Annotated in this window: 15 protein-coding genes and 1 pseudogene; 11 read left to right on the plus strand and 5 right to left on the minus strand. The window is 59.7% G+C overall.

The window, feature by feature from the left end:
* The first annotated feature begins 244 nt into the window (after positions 1 to 244).
* The 7 genes and pseudogenes from ACZXDY_RS36515 (at position 245) to ACZXDY_RS36545 (ending at position 5,191) form a co-directional block, all read left to right on the plus strand.
* Entirely contained in the window at positions 245 to 667 is a 423-nt protein-coding gene (locus ACZXDY_RS36515) for a hypothetical protein (RefSeq protein ID WP_464348874.1), read from the plus strand.
* A 982-nt stretch (positions 668 to 1,649) separates the two neighbouring features.
* Positions 1,650 to 1,859: a DUF3551 domain-containing protein gene (locus ACZXDY_RS36520; protein WP_464348894.1), complete on the plus strand. Its 210-nt coding sequence runs from the start codon at positions 1,650 to 1,652 to the stop codon at positions 1,857 to 1,859.
* Positions 1,860 to 2,390: 531 nt separating this feature from the next.
* Complete coding sequence (locus ACZXDY_RS36525) at positions 2,391 to 2,618, plus strand: hypothetical protein (RefSeq protein ID WP_464348875.1); 228 nt, start codon at positions 2,391 to 2,393, stop codon at positions 2,616 to 2,618.
* Positions 2,619 to 2,651: 33 nt separating this feature from the next.
* Positions 2,652 to 3,641: pseudogene (locus ACZXDY_RS36530) on the plus strand (NAD(P)-dependent oxidoreductase); the annotation flags it as partial.
* 146 nt (positions 3,642 to 3,787) lie between these two features.
* A complete protein-coding gene (locus tag ACZXDY_RS36535) occupies positions 3,788 to 4,063 on the plus strand; it encodes a c-type cytochrome (RefSeq protein WP_464348876.1) in 276 nt (91 codons plus the stop codon).
* Between the two features lie 103 nt (positions 4,064 to 4,166).
* Complete coding sequence (locus tag ACZXDY_RS36540; protein WP_464348877.1) at positions 4,167 to 4,583, plus strand: aldo/keto reductase; 417 nt, start codon at positions 4,167 to 4,169, stop codon at positions 4,581 to 4,583.
* Between the two features lie 26 nt (positions 4,584 to 4,609).
* Positions 4,610 to 5,191, plus strand: a complete 582-nt coding sequence (locus ACZXDY_RS36545) for an aldo/keto reductase (RefSeq protein WP_464348895.1) — start codon at positions 4,610 to 4,612, stop codon at positions 5,189 to 5,191.
* A gap of 148 nt (positions 5,192 to 5,339) precedes the next feature.
* On the opposite strand, the gene ACZXDY_RS36550 is transcribed toward ACZXDY_RS36545, so the two are convergent.
* The 4 genes from ACZXDY_RS36550 to ACZXDY_RS36565 form a co-directional block, all read right to left on the minus strand.
* Complete coding sequence (locus ACZXDY_RS36550; protein WP_464348878.1) at positions 5,340 to 6,014, minus strand: aldolase/citrate lyase family protein; 675 nt, start codon at positions 6,012 to 6,014, stop codon at positions 5,340 to 5,342.
* Between the two features lie 352 nt (positions 6,015 to 6,366).
* Entirely contained in the window at positions 6,367 to 7,188 is an 822-nt protein-coding gene (locus tag ACZXDY_RS36555; protein ID WP_464348879.1) for an SDR family NAD(P)-dependent oxidoreductase, read from the minus strand.
* 328 nt (positions 7,189 to 7,516) lie between these two features.
* On the minus strand, positions 7,517 to 7,717 hold the full coding sequence (locus ACZXDY_RS36560; RefSeq protein WP_464348880.1) for a BA14K family protein: 201 nt from the start codon (positions 7,715 to 7,717) through the stop codon (positions 7,517 to 7,519).
* 267 nt (positions 7,718 to 7,984) lie between these two features.
* Positions 7,985 to 8,425: a DUF305 domain-containing protein gene (locus ACZXDY_RS36565; protein ID WP_464348881.1), complete on the minus strand. Its 441-nt coding sequence runs from the start codon at positions 8,423 to 8,425 to the stop codon at positions 7,985 to 7,987.
* Between the two features lie 330 nt (positions 8,426 to 8,755).
* On the opposite strand from ACZXDY_RS36565, the gene ACZXDY_RS36570 reads away from it, so the two are divergent.
* From ACZXDY_RS36570 to ACZXDY_RS36585, 4 genes are all read left to right on the plus strand, one after another.
* Entirely contained in the window at positions 8,756 to 9,217 is a 462-nt protein-coding gene (locus tag ACZXDY_RS36570) for a (2Fe-2S)-binding protein (protein ID WP_464348882.1), read from the plus strand.
* A 13-nt stretch (positions 9,218 to 9,230) separates the two neighbouring features.
* Complete coding sequence (locus tag ACZXDY_RS36575) at positions 9,231 to 11,420, plus strand: xanthine dehydrogenase family protein molybdopterin-binding subunit (RefSeq protein WP_464348883.1); 2,190 nt, start codon at positions 9,231 to 9,233, stop codon at positions 11,418 to 11,420.
* Positions 11,421 to 11,689: 269 nt separating this feature from the next.
* Positions 11,690 to 12,367 (plus strand): response regulator transcription factor, encoded by a 678-nt coding sequence (locus ACZXDY_RS36580; protein ID WP_464348884.1) that lies wholly within the window; start codon positions 11,690 to 11,692, stop codon positions 12,365 to 12,367.
* 46 nt (positions 12,368 to 12,413) lie between these two features.
* The gene (locus tag ACZXDY_RS36585) at positions 12,414 to 13,748 is read left to right on the plus strand and encodes a sensor histidine kinase (protein ID WP_464348885.1); all 1,335 of its coding nucleotides are present in this window, start codon (positions 12,414 to 12,416) and stop codon (positions 13,746 to 13,748) included.
* 139 nt (positions 13,749 to 13,887) lie between these two features.
* On the opposite strand, the gene ACZXDY_RS36590 is transcribed toward ACZXDY_RS36585, so the two are convergent.
* Positions 13,888 to 14,541: a hypothetical protein gene (locus ACZXDY_RS36590; RefSeq protein ID WP_464348886.1), complete on the minus strand. Its 654-nt coding sequence runs from the start codon at positions 14,539 to 14,541 to the stop codon at positions 13,888 to 13,890.
* Positions 14,542 to 14,608 lie beyond the last annotated feature (67 nt).

The raw sequence follows: 14,608 nt of genomic DNA on the forward strand, positions 1-14,608 counted from the left end.
TCAAATGGACCAAGTCAGCCGATCAGATTTTGGCTTCCGTCAAACGCTTCTGCCACAAAGCTCAACAGACTTTATGTGGCGAACTTTAGATTCACGTGACTAGAGTCCGCAGTGCGGTTCACAGCACACTGGCGCACGCTTCGCGCAGCACAATCCATCCCATCGGCAATTAAACGCGAATTTAAGAGGTCCGACAATTCGGCCTCGTACGTTTGGTTCATCTGTTTATCCCGGACGTGGTGTCTTGTCCCAAGACAACGATCGGCGCGCCGAAAACGAATACGAAGCCTGGGAATTGGTCATATCGATGATTGTACCTGCTCGTTCTATTACATTGGCGCTTCTGCTCGGCTTGCTCAACCAGGTAACGCCGATGTTCGGCCGTGGGAGCTCCTTCGAGGATGAGATATGGAATGTCCACAATACTGATGGATTGCCGCCAGAAGTCCGAGGCGCGTTGACGCGAATGTGTCGGCCAGACCTGGCGGCGCAACGCTATTTCGCTGGTTACCGTCAAAATTCGAAATTTCTCGTTTTGCACTTTCGACGTCTTCGTTGTGGCGACAAGACCGCCATCTGTACTCAAGGAAGATGCCTACATCAGGTTTACAGAAAAGAAGGTGATCGCTATCACTTGCTGAGAAGCTATTACGGTCGCGACGATTAATCTCTTCCAGCGCGCAATCATGAAGCGTATTGCGCCCCTATCAAAGCGCGGTCCGGACCCGCAGGCAAATCGTCGTGTACATTGTAGGATAAACACCCGCTGCGGATCGCGGGGGTTGATGTATGTGCCTGAGGGAGGAGAACGGCACGGCTCTGATGTAGGTTCGCCATATGCCGATCCCATGCAATTCATTTTTAGTTTCCAAGAGTGGTCCATTGTGATTCGGCGAGCGGTCTATTCCGGCCCTGCCCGCGTGTACCGCGAACGCAGCTCGAGCAGAACACCACGTTCCCTTGTGTCAGAAGCGAACTCCGAAGATGCGCTTTTGCTCCGCGACTGCCGTTTCCGTTCCTGACTTCAGAACGTTCAACGGCTGGGTGAAAGTTGTCGATCGCCTTGGTCTCAGATTAGTTCGCTCCAATCATCTCGCCGGTTTGAAGCAACGTGAGAAGACGTACCTTTGGGTGACCGATCGCAGTTCGCATCTCCCGGTCGAGAAGCTAATGTCATTGGCTTCCTTTGGAGAACTGAAGTGACCAAGGGTGCACTGGTCGTTGCGACCATGCTGGCGACTCCCGTCCTGGCTCGCGAGTATCACCCGAACACCCGCCACGCCGCCGGGACTGCCGATGCGAGCGTTCGACCGACCTAAACGTTAACAGGCAGGCCTGCATCCCGGCTCCGCGCGTAGGCGCGTTCGCGACACAGCCTTGTGACAATGGTCCCCTGCGAACCGATGCCAGGTTATTGATCCGCCGCGCCGTATGGTGATCTACCTTGAAAGCGACGGGCCAGAAACGATGTTTCTGGCCCGTTTTTATACCGGTCGTTTCTGCTTACGGTCGGACGCAATAAGCACTCAGCACATCATGAAGTTTTTTATAATCGATTTCACCTGCGTCAGCTCCCACCTCAACGACGAAAGCTAAGTAGGAGATCGCAATGAAACTGCTGCAAGCTTGCTGTCCTCCGCGACTGCACTATCTGCGCTTGCCCTCTCAGGGTCCATCGCGACGGCGGGGCCCATCGTCCCTCGGGGCGCTATTGTTTATCCTATGACAAAGGCGGCACCGATTGCAGATTCACGAGCTATGCTGAGTGCCTCGAAACTGCATCGGGCATTGCTGCAGAGTGCTACGGCAAAACCGCTCGCGACGACGGAAACGATCGCACCTATGTCCCGCAATGGTGATAGTCCCGAACAGAGAACCTGCTCGATCAAGATATCCGCGTGCCGTTGATCTTGAAGGGCTAAATACCGGGCGCTTCTCCCAATTGGAAAGGAAATGACATGATGAGACGACTAGTGACGACTATGGTAACGACCATGCTCGCCGCAAGCTTGCTTACGGCCACGGCCGAAGCACGCGGTCGTGGCGGCCACATGGGCGGCTTCGGCGGTGGGCATATAGGAGGTTTCCGCGGAGGGGCTCACATGGGGACCAACGCTGGGGCCCGCATGGACGTTGGCGGCGGCCGTATCGGCCTTGGGAACCAAGTGGGAGCCATGGTTCGGGTTTACACCACGGTGCTATGCACCGTTTCGGCGGCGTCTGGCCGAGGTATGGCCGATTGTTAGACGACGGCCTGGATTGCTATGATCGCTACTACCGTCGTCCACACGCTACCTGGCCAGCCTACTGCGGCTGATGCGAGAACTGCGCATGTCGCGCTATCGGATGGAGCCGCTTCCTTCAGCAATGCGCTTTACAGCAATATTACCATGACACAAGGGCGCACGGAGCAAAGCAACTTCACCGACTACCTTGTTGCGCGGACGGATATCACGCCGGAGACACACGTTCATATCGTCGAAAGCAGCGCGCCGCCGGCCGGCGTCGGCGAATCCGGCGTGCCACCAATGGCGCCCGCGATCTGCAATGCCATCTTTGCGGCGACCGGCAAGCGGATTCGAGCCATGCCGATCGATCCAAATCTTCTTAATGCATAGCGGCGTCTCAACGAGCACCACCGTCACGAAGAGCGACAAATGACAAGTTCACAGGCGAATGCGAGGACTGGCCGCGAGCGCGCGCCGCAAGAAGGCCGGATTGGCTTTATCGGTCTCGGTCGGATGGGTACAGCGATAGCGGCAAACCTGGCGGCTGCTGGCCAGTTGGTGATCGCCTACGTCCGGCGGCCGGAGCAAATCGCGAAGCTTGCGGCGCTCGGCCTCGAACCGACGACCGAATTTGGCGACCTGTTCGGCTGCGAGCTCGTCATCAGCATGCTGCCCGACGATGCGGCCGTTCAGCAGGTGGTGTTCGGCCGCAGGGATTTCGGAATTGCCGGCCTGCTCACGAGCCTGGGGCCCCGCGCAATCCATCTCTCGATGAGTACCATCAGTCCCGCGGTGGCTTCCCATTTAGCGAGCGAGCATGCTCGAAATGGGCAGAGTTACGTCGCAGCGCCAGTGTTCGGAAATCCGGACGCGGCGAGAGCCCGCCAGTTGTTCGTCATTGCAGCCGGCGAGCCGCCGGATATCGAGCGCTGTCAGCCTATCTTCGACACGATCGGCCAGCGCACATTTGCAGTGGGCAACGCTCCGGCGACAGCGAATCTGATGAAGCTGGCCGGCAACGCCATGATCGCGGCCAATCTCGAAATCCTGGGCGAGGTTTGTGCGCTCGCACGAAAGCGCGGGCTCGATACCCAGGAGCTACTCGCGATTCTGACCGGAACAATGTTCGATAGCCGGTTCCACCGGAGCTATGGCAGCAAAATCGCGGGGCAAGAATACCGGGCTGGCGGCCTGGTCTTTCCGCTGGCACTCAAGGACATGCGGCTGGCGCTGCAGGAAGCAGAAGCTGCGGGGGTGCCGATGCCAACTCTCAGCGTCGTGCGTGACCGCTTTATCACCGGGATAGCGCGCGGATACTCGGAGCTTGATTGGTCTGCGCTTGGCCTGCTGGCTTCAGAGGAGGCCGGGCTAAATGTCGAGTCCGAAAAACCCAATGCCGGACGCGGTCCATGATGAGCATCGTGAACCCGGATGGCGCCCCCGCCACATGCGCTGAACCGGTTACATGAAGGCTGGTGTTTGCGAGTCGAGATGGCAACATGAGGACCTGCAAACTTCGATTACGGGCGGCTGTGAAGCCCGCTTCGTGTGGCATTGCCTTGCTGGCGCTCGGCTCATCGGCCGGCCTCGCCGCCAAAGATGCTGGTGCGGGACAACAGATGTTCGCCAGCCACTGCGGCATGTGCCATGCGACCCAGCCCGGCGTGACCAAGGTTGGTCCATCGCTTACCGGCGTGTTCGGCCGCAAGAGTGGCGCGCAAGCCGGGTTCAATTACTCGGCGGCGCTAACGGCAGCAAACATCACCTGGGATGAAAGTACGTTGGACAAGTTCCTTACGAACCCTGCCGCAGACATTCATGGCACAAAATGTTGACGAACCTTCCGGGCAGCAACGATCGTCAGAATGTCATCGCATATCTGAAGACGCTCAAGCCGTGAGCGCAGAATTTCAACACTCAACAAGCCGGAGCCGATTCATGCTGGATCAATCCAGGACAGGTGAAATGGAACATATCTATATTCCGGGCACTGCCATCAAGGCGTCGCGGGTTGCACTTGGCACCTGGGCAATTGGCGGCTGGATGTGGGGCGGAACGAGCGAGGCGGAATCGATTGCAACGATCCGCACCGCGATCGACCGCGGCATCAATGTGATTGACACCGCTCCCGTCTACGGATTCGGGCGCTCCGAGGAAATCGTCGACACGGCGCTGGCGGAAAGCAATCTGCGGTCACGCGTGGTGATCGCGACCAAGGTCGGTCTTGAATGGAGCCAGGGACGGGTTTTCCGAAATGCTACCCGGGCGCGGATTTTGAAGGAACTCGAGGACTCGTTGCAGCGACTTCGAACTGATCATATCACGTGTATCAGGTGCACTGGCCGGATCCCCTAGTGGAGATCGAGGAAACTGCCGATGCGATGCACACATTGCTCAAGCAAGGCAAGATCCGCGCGATTGGAGTCAGCAATTTCTCGGTCATGCAGATGGAACGCTTCCGCCAGGTTGCTCCACTGCATGTATTGCAGCCGCCCTACAATCTGTTCGAGCGCGGTATCGAGGCTGAAATCCTGCCCTACTGCCGCAAGAACAAGATCGCGACTTTTGGTTACGGCGCGCTGTGCCGCGGCCTGTTGTCGGGCCGCATGCGTGCTGATACAGCGTTCAAAGGCGACGACCTTCGTGGCGTTGATCCAAAATTTCGGCAACCCCGATTCGCGCAATATCTTGCTGCCGCGGAGCAATTCGACGAATTCGCGCAAAGGCAGTTCGGCAGGCGTGTCATCCATCTGGCGATCCGGTGGACGTTGGACCAGGGAATCACCACTGCGCTATGGGGCGCTCGCCACCCAAACCAGCTTCAGCCCGTCGACGCTGTGAGCGCTTGGCGGCTCGACGCGCCGGCGAAGGCGGAGATCAATCGCATCCTTGATGCTACCATCCGCAATCCCGTCGGGCCCGAGTTCATGGCACCGCCGGCACGCAGCATGGCGGCGCAGTAGAACAACCGGCGACGTCGCGACGCAGCAGCCCTCGCCCGCCGTCGACGCCAACGGCGGACCTCAAAGGCGTGCTGCGGGCGAGAATCGCGCTCGATACAAGAGTACAGCCGAAACGTCCCGCTCTGCGTCGGTCTGGTTCATCGTGCTTTCATGGCGTTTTGGGGAATTGAGCTAGGAACCAGGTAAGTCCCAGCAGGTCTGCGGTCCCGCCAGGGCTGAGGTGACGGGCGAGCAGTGCATCATCAAACGCCGCCATCTTCTCTGCGCCGCCCGCCGCCAGGACGCCCCAGCCATATGATTGGCAACGAAAACCGCCCGCGCAAGCTCGACCATCGGAATGATGCCGATTGACGACCGCGAGCCATCCAGGACATCCACCACGACCCGGATCTCGGTCCGCGGACTGGCATTTTGGAATTACGATTGCATCAGGCTGACTGCCGGCATCGAGGAGAGTCAGCAGGTCGCGGAGCCCGATCGCCGAGCGCGGGCTATTGATGCGCAGGATGCGCACGAAGTCCGCATCGCTCGGCTCTCGAAAGAAGGCCAGCGCGGCTTCGCGTGCTTGCTGCTTGTCATCGGGAGCAACCGTTGACTCAAGATCGATCATGATCGCATCGCCGCCGGCCGCTCGGGTACCAAGAAACCGCTCCGGCTTGGAGCCTGGCGTAAGCAGGAAGCTGCGGCATGCACGAAAGCGACTGCCGAGCGAAACAGTCTGCTCCGACGGCCTGCGGGCGCCATTCTGGGTCGGAGTTTCGATGCGCCCGGATCTTGATTCATTATTCTTCACCATATCGCCGCCTTCCGCTGTCAGTGCCAATTAACAATGCGCACTCTCCGGTCGGAGGCGCTCGCTCGATGATCGATGCAATGCAGGTAGGTCGGCGGCGTCGCGCGACTATTAAATAGGATTTACGGTGACTAAATTTTTGTTCATAGGGCTGCGGATATGCCAAATCGTACGCTCGCTGCGGCTGATATCGGTTGATGAATGTTCACGCGGCAAGGTCGCAAAGCGCGAATGAAAACGCGCATGTGTGCGAATCGCTTTTCGGACTCATCCGCGCCGCTGCACGCCAGAAAGCCGAAATTGCAGCGGAGAAGATCGCCGAGCGCTCTTTGCGCACGTGCCGCCCGAGGTCGCGAGCGGCACGTGCATTCGTGCTTATCAATCAGCTTACCTTCGCCGCGTCTCCCCCGGTCACCGCAAACTCGCTGCCAGTCACCAACGTAGCGGCGTCCGATGCCAGGAAGACCGCCACTGGCGAGATGTCTTCAGGCTGTAGCCATCCCACCTGAAGCGGCACAGTCGGAGCACGAGCATCCCAAGTCTCCCGCGCTGTAGGGTACGCAGGAGGTTGGCGATTGGATTGCGCCATGGCCGCGCGGAACCGCTGCTCGTTGAATGTCAACGGGGTACCGACTAGTCCCGGCAGAATGGCATTGACGGTGATGTTGTACCGAGCCAGCTCGAGAGCAGCCGATTTCATCAGCCCCAGGATACCCCATTTCGATGCGGAGTAGCTCGTTCCATCCATCGTGCCCATTCTGCCCTGCATGGAAGAGAGCAGGATGATGCGACCATATTTGCGGGCAACCAGCTTGGGTCCAAAGGCACGGACGGTGTTGGCGGTGCCATTGAGATTGTTCTCAATCTGGTCGCGCCAGTCCATGTCGTCCATCTCCATCAACGGCTTCCAACCCTGGATGGCGGCATTGGCGACAATGATGTCAATCTTCCCGTGTTCGCGCTCGACTCTGTCGGCAACTGCTCGCAGAGCCTCGATGTCACGAATATCCGCTTTGACAGCCGTGCCTCGCCGACCATACTTCGCGATCTGCGATACTGTTTCGGAAAGTTCTGCGTCCGTGGCCGGAATTGCATCGGCAGTCGGACTGACCGGTCCTGCAATGTCGAGAGCCACGACAGCGGCGCCATTGGCGGCGAATTCGGCGGCGATCGCGCGACCAATTCCGCGGGCGGCACCCGTCACCACCGCGACCTTGCCGGCGAGCGCCGAGCCGCGCCCTGGGACGATCGGCCCGGCGGTCTTTTCGGGAGGAGGCATCGGGTAAGGCCCGCTTACCGGCTCGGCTACAGGCCGCTGCCTGATCGGCTCGGCTGCTGCAACCCCGCCTGACAGCGCCAGGCCGGTTGCCGCAAGTCCCGCACCGACCAGCACCGAGCGCCGTGGCACTCCATTCCCAGCACGTTGGAATTCATCGCGAGAATTCTCGCTCATTGCAAAGCTCCTTTTACGTTGTTGTCATGTACGTCGGTCGTAGTTTCAGGATTGCCTTCGGCTCTTTATCCGCTGGGCTTCACTGGCGAGAATGCCGGCGAACGTGATAGCCGCGGAAGGTACCGGAGGCCGCGTCGTAAGAGCGATAACGCTGCGCAAAGGAAGGAGCGATTCCGCTTCCCCTCGCTGCATAGGCCTCCATGGCAGCTTGCGCAAATACTGGCGTTGCCGCCAGCGCGGAAAGTACCGCGGCCATGGCAAGTGTCTTGAATGACGTCATAGTCGTTTCTCCATGCATGATCCATGCGAGAGTTCGCCGAGCGCGCAAGAGCGATCGCTATCCTCGAACGGGAGTGCTCTCGCGGTGCGAAACTTCTCATTTCGGGAGCATCTGAACGCTTCAGATGCGTCGATCTACATGTAAGACAGAGGCGATCCGGCCCCACTAAATTGCGCGTAACGAAACTCAATTCGTCTTAATGCGGACGTTCACGCTTCAATCTTAACATCGAGGAATGAACGTCGCGCAGAACGATCTCTGCTAAGCTCATTGCGCTCTCGGCTTTGCGGAATTCGCGCTGGTTTCCGCAGGATTTGTGCGGGGATTTTTGGAGCCCGTTCGCGACTCGTCGTCGAGAGCACGTCGCATGACTGATATCTCCTGCTCCTGTTGCGCTATGATGTTGCGTGCCAGTTGCCGAAGCGCGTCGTTGTGACCGTTTTTCAGCTCGGCGCGTGCCATATCGATCGCGGCCTGATGGTGGGGAATCATCATCGCTGCGAAATCGTGGTCCACGTCGCCGGTCGGTTTCCTACTCGTCATGTTGCTCACCGCCAAGTCATTGTCGCAAATGAACTGCTGCTCGTGATTACCATCATCTCCTCTGCTGACCGGATTTGCGCTTCTTGAGTCCTGCGCCAAAGCGGGTGAGACGGCGATGGCCAAGAGGATCGTGGACAGCAAGATCGCACGCGAGGAAAGAGCCACATTGACCTCCAATCGGAAAACTGATTGCGCAACTGGATTAACGAAGTGCTGCGCTGTCGATTTCTCGAAGTCGGTCCACCAGGTGGCTCTCTCAATTAAATTTGGATTTAGGATCGAGGAGCGCCCAGCTGACAAACAGGCAGATCCCACGCGCTCAATTCAAATTGAGCTCGAACATTTTTGCTTGGGTCGAGCGCGCCACCTCCCTACTTGGCTCCTGTCATTTAACCGATCGGTTTACGGCACTCGTGATCCATTCGGCGGTGGGGCTCAACGGCTCGACGCCGATAAGAGGTTGCGTGGCGGCAACGGCAAGGCAGGAATTCCGCAATGGCGACAACTTCCCTGAACGTGAACGGCCGAGCGGTCTCGGTAACGGTCGACGATCCCGACCCCCCCCTACTCTATGTTCTGAGAATTGAGCTCGGCCTGCATGCACCTCGCTTTGGGTGCGGTCTCGGCCAATGCGGCGCCTGCACGGTGCACGTCGACGGAACAGCTACCCGTTCCTGCGTCATGCCGCTCTCGGCGGTTTCGGGCCGCGTCGTCACGCTCGAGGGCCTCGGCACGGATGCCCGGCCGCATCCGCTGCAAACGGCATTTATCGAGGAGCAAGCCGTGCAGTGCGGCTACTGCATCAACGGCATGATCATGCAGTCGGCCGACCTTTTGGCGCGCAATCCGAAGCCAAGCGAGCAGGACGTCAAGTCAGAACTGGCGAACAATCTCTGCCGCTGCGGAACGCATCTGCGCATTGTTCGCGCGGTCATGCGCGCCGCGGCAAGCTCCTGACAAGGATATCTCCATGAACAAAATGATCGATCGGCGTACACTGCTGCAGGCCGGTGGCGCGCTCATCGTGGCCTTCAGCCTGCCGATGGCTCGCACCAAGGCGGTAGCTGCCAGTGGAAAAACCCTGTCGACCGACCGGGTCGACGGCTTTCTTGCGGTCGCACAGGATGGGCACGTTACAGTCTATTCCGGAAAGGTCGATCTCGGCACCGGGGTGCGGACCGCGCTGACCCAGATCGTCGCCGACGAGCTTGACGTCCCCATGAACCAGATTTCGATCATCGAGGGCGACACCGCGCTGACGCCGGACCAAGGCACGACCAGCGGAAGTTTCTCGATCCAGAACGGCGGCACGCAGTTGCGCCGCGCCGCCGCGACAGCGCGCCAAGCCCTCCTTCGCCGGGCCGCTGCCCAGATGCGGCGTGACATTTCCACACTTGCGATTCGGGATGGCGTGGTCGTTGCCACGAGCGGCGGACGGCTGCCGCTCGGAAGTCTTGTTGAAACAACAACGCTTGCGCTCGAAATCGAAAAGGACGCGCCGCAGAAAGCGCCTGCTGAATACACCGTCGTCGGCAAGACGGTGCGCCGCCTCGATATTCCGGACAAGGTGAATGGCCGCTTCACCTATATGCACGATTTCAAGCTACCTGACATGCTGCACGGCCGTGTTGTGCGTCCGTCTGGTTTCGGTGCCACGCTCGTCTCCTATGACGAATCTTCAATCGCCGACATCCCTGGAATTGTGAAGGTCGTCCGCATCAACAACTTTCTCGCCATCGTGGCCAAGAGTGAATGGAGCGCGATCAAGGCCGCGCAACAGCTGAGGGTGACCTGGTCGAGCTGGAATGGCCTGCCGGAACAGAGCAAGGTCTGGGAGCACGTGCGGAACACCCCGATCGTGCGCGACGATGTCACCAGTCGTATCGGCGGCTCCCGGGCCACCCTTGAGGCTGCGCCACGCAAGCTTGAGGCAAGCTACGACTTCGCCATGCACACCCACGGCTCAATCGGCCCCTCCTGCGCGGTAGCAACTTTCTCTGGTGGCAAGCTGACGTGCTGGACGGCCTCGCAGGCAACCCACGACTTGCATAAGCAACTCGCCGCGATGCTGGCCATTGCTGAGGCGGACGTTCGCTGCATCTATGTCGAGGGCGCAGGCTGCTACGGCCGCAACGGCCATGAAGATGCCGCGGCGGATGCAGCGCTCCTGGCGCGCGCGGTGGGCAAGCCGGTCCGGGTGCAGTGGATGCGCGCCGACGAGCATGGCTGGGATCCCAAGGGACCGCCGACGCTGCTCGACATGCGCGCCGGGCTTGATCCGCAGGGCCAGTTGGCGGCCTGGGAATCGGAACTGTTCGTGCCTGACGGGGCCGCAACGCTGGTGCCACTCACCGGCGCCGATCTCGCCGGGCTCAACAGTCTCGGCAAGCTCAGCCCTGGCGGCGTGCTCAATGACCTCGCGATCCCGTATGTCATTCCGAACGTCACGACCACCGCGCATCGATTGCAATCGACACCGTTGCGACCAGCCTGGATCCGCTCTCCGGGGCGCCTGCAGAATACGTTTGCCAACGAATCCTTTCTCGACGAGATCGCGGCGAACATCGGCGCGGACCCGCTTGACATTCGCCTTCAGCACCTCGACGACACACGGGGCAAGGACCTTCTGGAGCGACTGGCCAAGCTCAGCAAATGGCGCGAGCGCCCCAAGCCCGATCGCAATGCCGAGATCGTCACGGGACGCGGGCTTGGCTATGTGAAATACGAGCTGGTGCGTACCTATGTGGGTGCGGTCGCCGAGGTTGAAGTGAACCGCAAGACCGGCGCGCTTGCCGTGAAGCGCTTCTACGTCGCGCATGATTGCGGGCAGATCATCAATCCCGATGGACTGCGCAACCAGATCGAAGGCTGCATCGTGCAGACGGTGAGCAGGATACTCAAGGAGGAGGTGACCTTCGATCGCTCGATGGTCACGAGTCTCGATTGGGCCAGCTATCCCATCCTCAGCTTTCCCGAGATCCCGGAAGTCGTGATGGATCTGATCGACCGACCCGAGGAGGTGCCGTGGGGTGGCGGAGAGCCGGCCTGCGCCGTCGTTCCCTCGGCGATTGCCGGGGCCGTGTTCGAGGCCACGGGCGTACGCCTGCGCTCGGTGCCGTTCACGCCGGCGAAGGTGCAGGCGGCGCTTCGCGCGGTCTGATCGCAATCTTAAACGCCGCGACAGCGCAGGTCATTCGGATCGCCAGGGCTGGCTCCGCGACCTGCGATCCGCTTAGGCGCGGCACCCTTTCCTTGAGAGAAGTCCTTGACCTAAAGCCGAATTTACAAAACTAAACTGGATTTAATGAAGCTCTGCCTTATGCTAGGGCTATGCGCATTGTGTATTTTCCACAAAGCGCCATTAATTGGCCGAGTTGTGATGAGGCATGCCCTGCCCGTTGATTGCAGCAAGATGCCAAGGAAGACGCAATGCCGAAGGTGCTGCTGATCGAGGATCACGACGAGACGGCCAAACAGATCATGGCTGAGCTGACGGGTCGCGGATACGAGGTCGATCGGGCAGCAACGGGGATCGAGGGTCTCGACAAAGCGCGTGCGAGCGAGGCCGACATCATGATCGTCGACCGCTTGCTGCCCGGCATCGACGGCCTGACCATCATCGAGGTCGCGAGACAGGAGCAGGTGCGAACCCCTGTTCTGGTCTTGAGTGCTCTGGGAGCGGTGGATGAGAGAATCCGTGGATTGCGGGCCGGTGGCGACGACTATCTAACCAAGCCGTTTGCGATTCTCGAGCTGATTGCGCGGATCGAGGCGCTGCTGCGCCGACCCAGTGAGAGCCGAGACACCGTGCTGCGGTTGGGACCGCTTGAGCTCGATCTGCTGGAGCGCACCGGGACACGTGACGGCCGCTCGCTCGACCTCCTGCCCCGCGAGTTCCGTCTGCTCGAATACATGATGCGTCGTAAAGACCAGCTACTTACGCGGGCGATGCTGTTCGAGGAGGTCTGGAATTACAAGTTTGTCCCGCAGAGCAATCTAGTCGACGTGCATATGGGGCGGCTGCGCCGCAAGGTTGATCCGCCCGGCGAGCCGCCGATGATTCTCAATGTCCGGGGAGAAGGGTTCGTGTTGCGTGCGCCCTCCTAAAAATATTCGGACGAGGGCGTTCCGCTGGACCGTCCTTCGCGGGACCATGGGCGCGACCGGCGTGTTCGCGCTATGCGTCCTCCTGATAATTGCCTTCATCTATTGGCCGACCTCCAGGTACGTGATCTCGAGCGTCGATCGGCTGATTACTGATCGCGCCAATGTGTTCTCCAGCCTTCCGCCACAGCAGCGGCTTCAGGCCGTTCAGCAGCACCTCAACGAAGACCCGCGCCGGGTGAAGCTTGTTGGCCTGTTCGACGCCCAAGGCAATCGCGTCATCGGGAACATCGAAAGCCTACCCCGCGGCTTACCGCCCAACGCCCCTGCACAGCAGCTTTCGGTGGTGCGGATCGATGCTGTCGGGCGCGAGCAACAGATGGTTCGCGCTGTCGCACGCAAGCTTGACGATGGAGAAACGCTTGTTGTCGGCCGGAATACCGACGAGCTGGCAGAAATCGGACACACGGTGGAGCGTGCAGTGGCTTGGGGCCTCGTTCCGGCATTGTGCCTTGGCTCACTGTTCGGAGCGTTCCTGAGCATCAGGACGCAACAGCGGCTCGATCAATTTAACCGGCTAATACAGCGCATCGTAGCGGGCGAATTGCGCGAACGCTTGCCGGTGCAAGGTGGTGCTCCCTTCAACGAGCTGGCAAGACTGATCAATGGGATGCTGGATGAAATCGAGGATCTCCTCCGTAGCGTTGCCGGAGTGGGAGATGACATCGCACACGATTTGCGGACGCCGCTTACAAATGTGAGGATGACTCTAGAGAGGGGTCGGAATAAGGCAACCAACCTTGATGACTTGAAAGCGGCTATCGATCACGCCATTACCGGCCTTGATCAGTCGCTGACGATGATCACAGCACTGCTCCGTATCGCCGAGATTGAGCACAACCGGCGGCTGGTGGGATTTCGTGAAGTCGAATTGGGGGAGCTGGTACGCGACGTCGGAGACCTCTACGAGCCCATGGCGAAGGAAAAAGCCGTCGCCTTGACGGTGGAAGCCAAGCAGGAGTTTTTTGCTCGCGGAGATCGCGATCTTCTGTTCGAAGCCATTGCAAATCTCGTCGACAATGCCGTGAAATTCACTCCCGAATGCGGCCACGTCGAGTTGAAGCTTTGCCGCATCGGAGAAAACAGTGTGCTACGCATCAGCGACACGGGACGGGGAATCGCGGCGAGCGAGCGTGATCTCGTGACCAGGCGCTTCTATCGATCGGACAAGAGCCGCGGAGAGCCCGGGCTTGGATTGGGCCTAAGCCTGGTCGTCGCGATCGTAAAGCTGCACGGGTTTCAGTTTGCGATCTCACCTGCGCCAACCGGACGGGGTTGCGTTGCAGAGATCGTGTTCGAGCGGGCCCCCTCGCAAGATAGCTGACAGCATCGCGGCGTTGTCTGTGGGCAACCAGATCCTGCGTGCAGCACCCGCCAATTCGCATGGACATAAATTCCAGTTTAAGTTTGCAGCGCAAGAGTTTAGTGGTCCAGATTGGCTGGCTGCGTACTTATCCTAGTAGCTAACGGCCCTTGAAGCTCATGCGTGGGACCGCTTGCATCCGGTCCAACCGCCCCGCGCCAGCCCTCTCATAGGCTTTAGCAAGCGGTTTATAAATCGATCGCCAGGAGATGTCGATGCGACAGCGATTGTCGATGACAGCGCTCGCGCTGCTATGCGTCTGCACAGCAAGCAACGCGCAAACTACCGTTAGCGCCTCAGGAATGGGCGCGACTTCTCCTTTGGGCACGCCGGGCTCGAGCGGAACAAGCACGTTCACTGGTGCCGGCGTCCCGCTTGGGGCGACCGAAATCAATCCCGGCGGTTTGAGCCCTATGGTAAGCTCGTCGTGCAATGCGATCGGCTCGACAAGCGGCATGTCATCCTCTTCCTCCGCGAGTGGAATGAGCACGACGCCATCCACCTCCTCTACAAGCGGAATGAGCACGGCGTCATCCACTTCTTCAACATTCGACGGCGGCGGCCTGACATCGAGCCCAAGTTGCACAACGACGTCCAGCAGCACGACGTCTTCAACCCAGCCTACGACTTCGACCTCCAACGTGGTCGGCAACACGATTCCGCTCGGCGCAACCGAGGCCGATACCAGCGGCGAAAGTCCGATGACAACGGTGCCACTGCCCAGCACTTCGAGTACGACATACGGCACGACCATGCCGGGCACCACGACGCCGTGTACGACCAGCTCCTCCGCCTCCTCGATGACCGGCGGTATCGGTACG

Source organism: Bradyrhizobium sp. LeoB3, assembly GCF_055456055.1.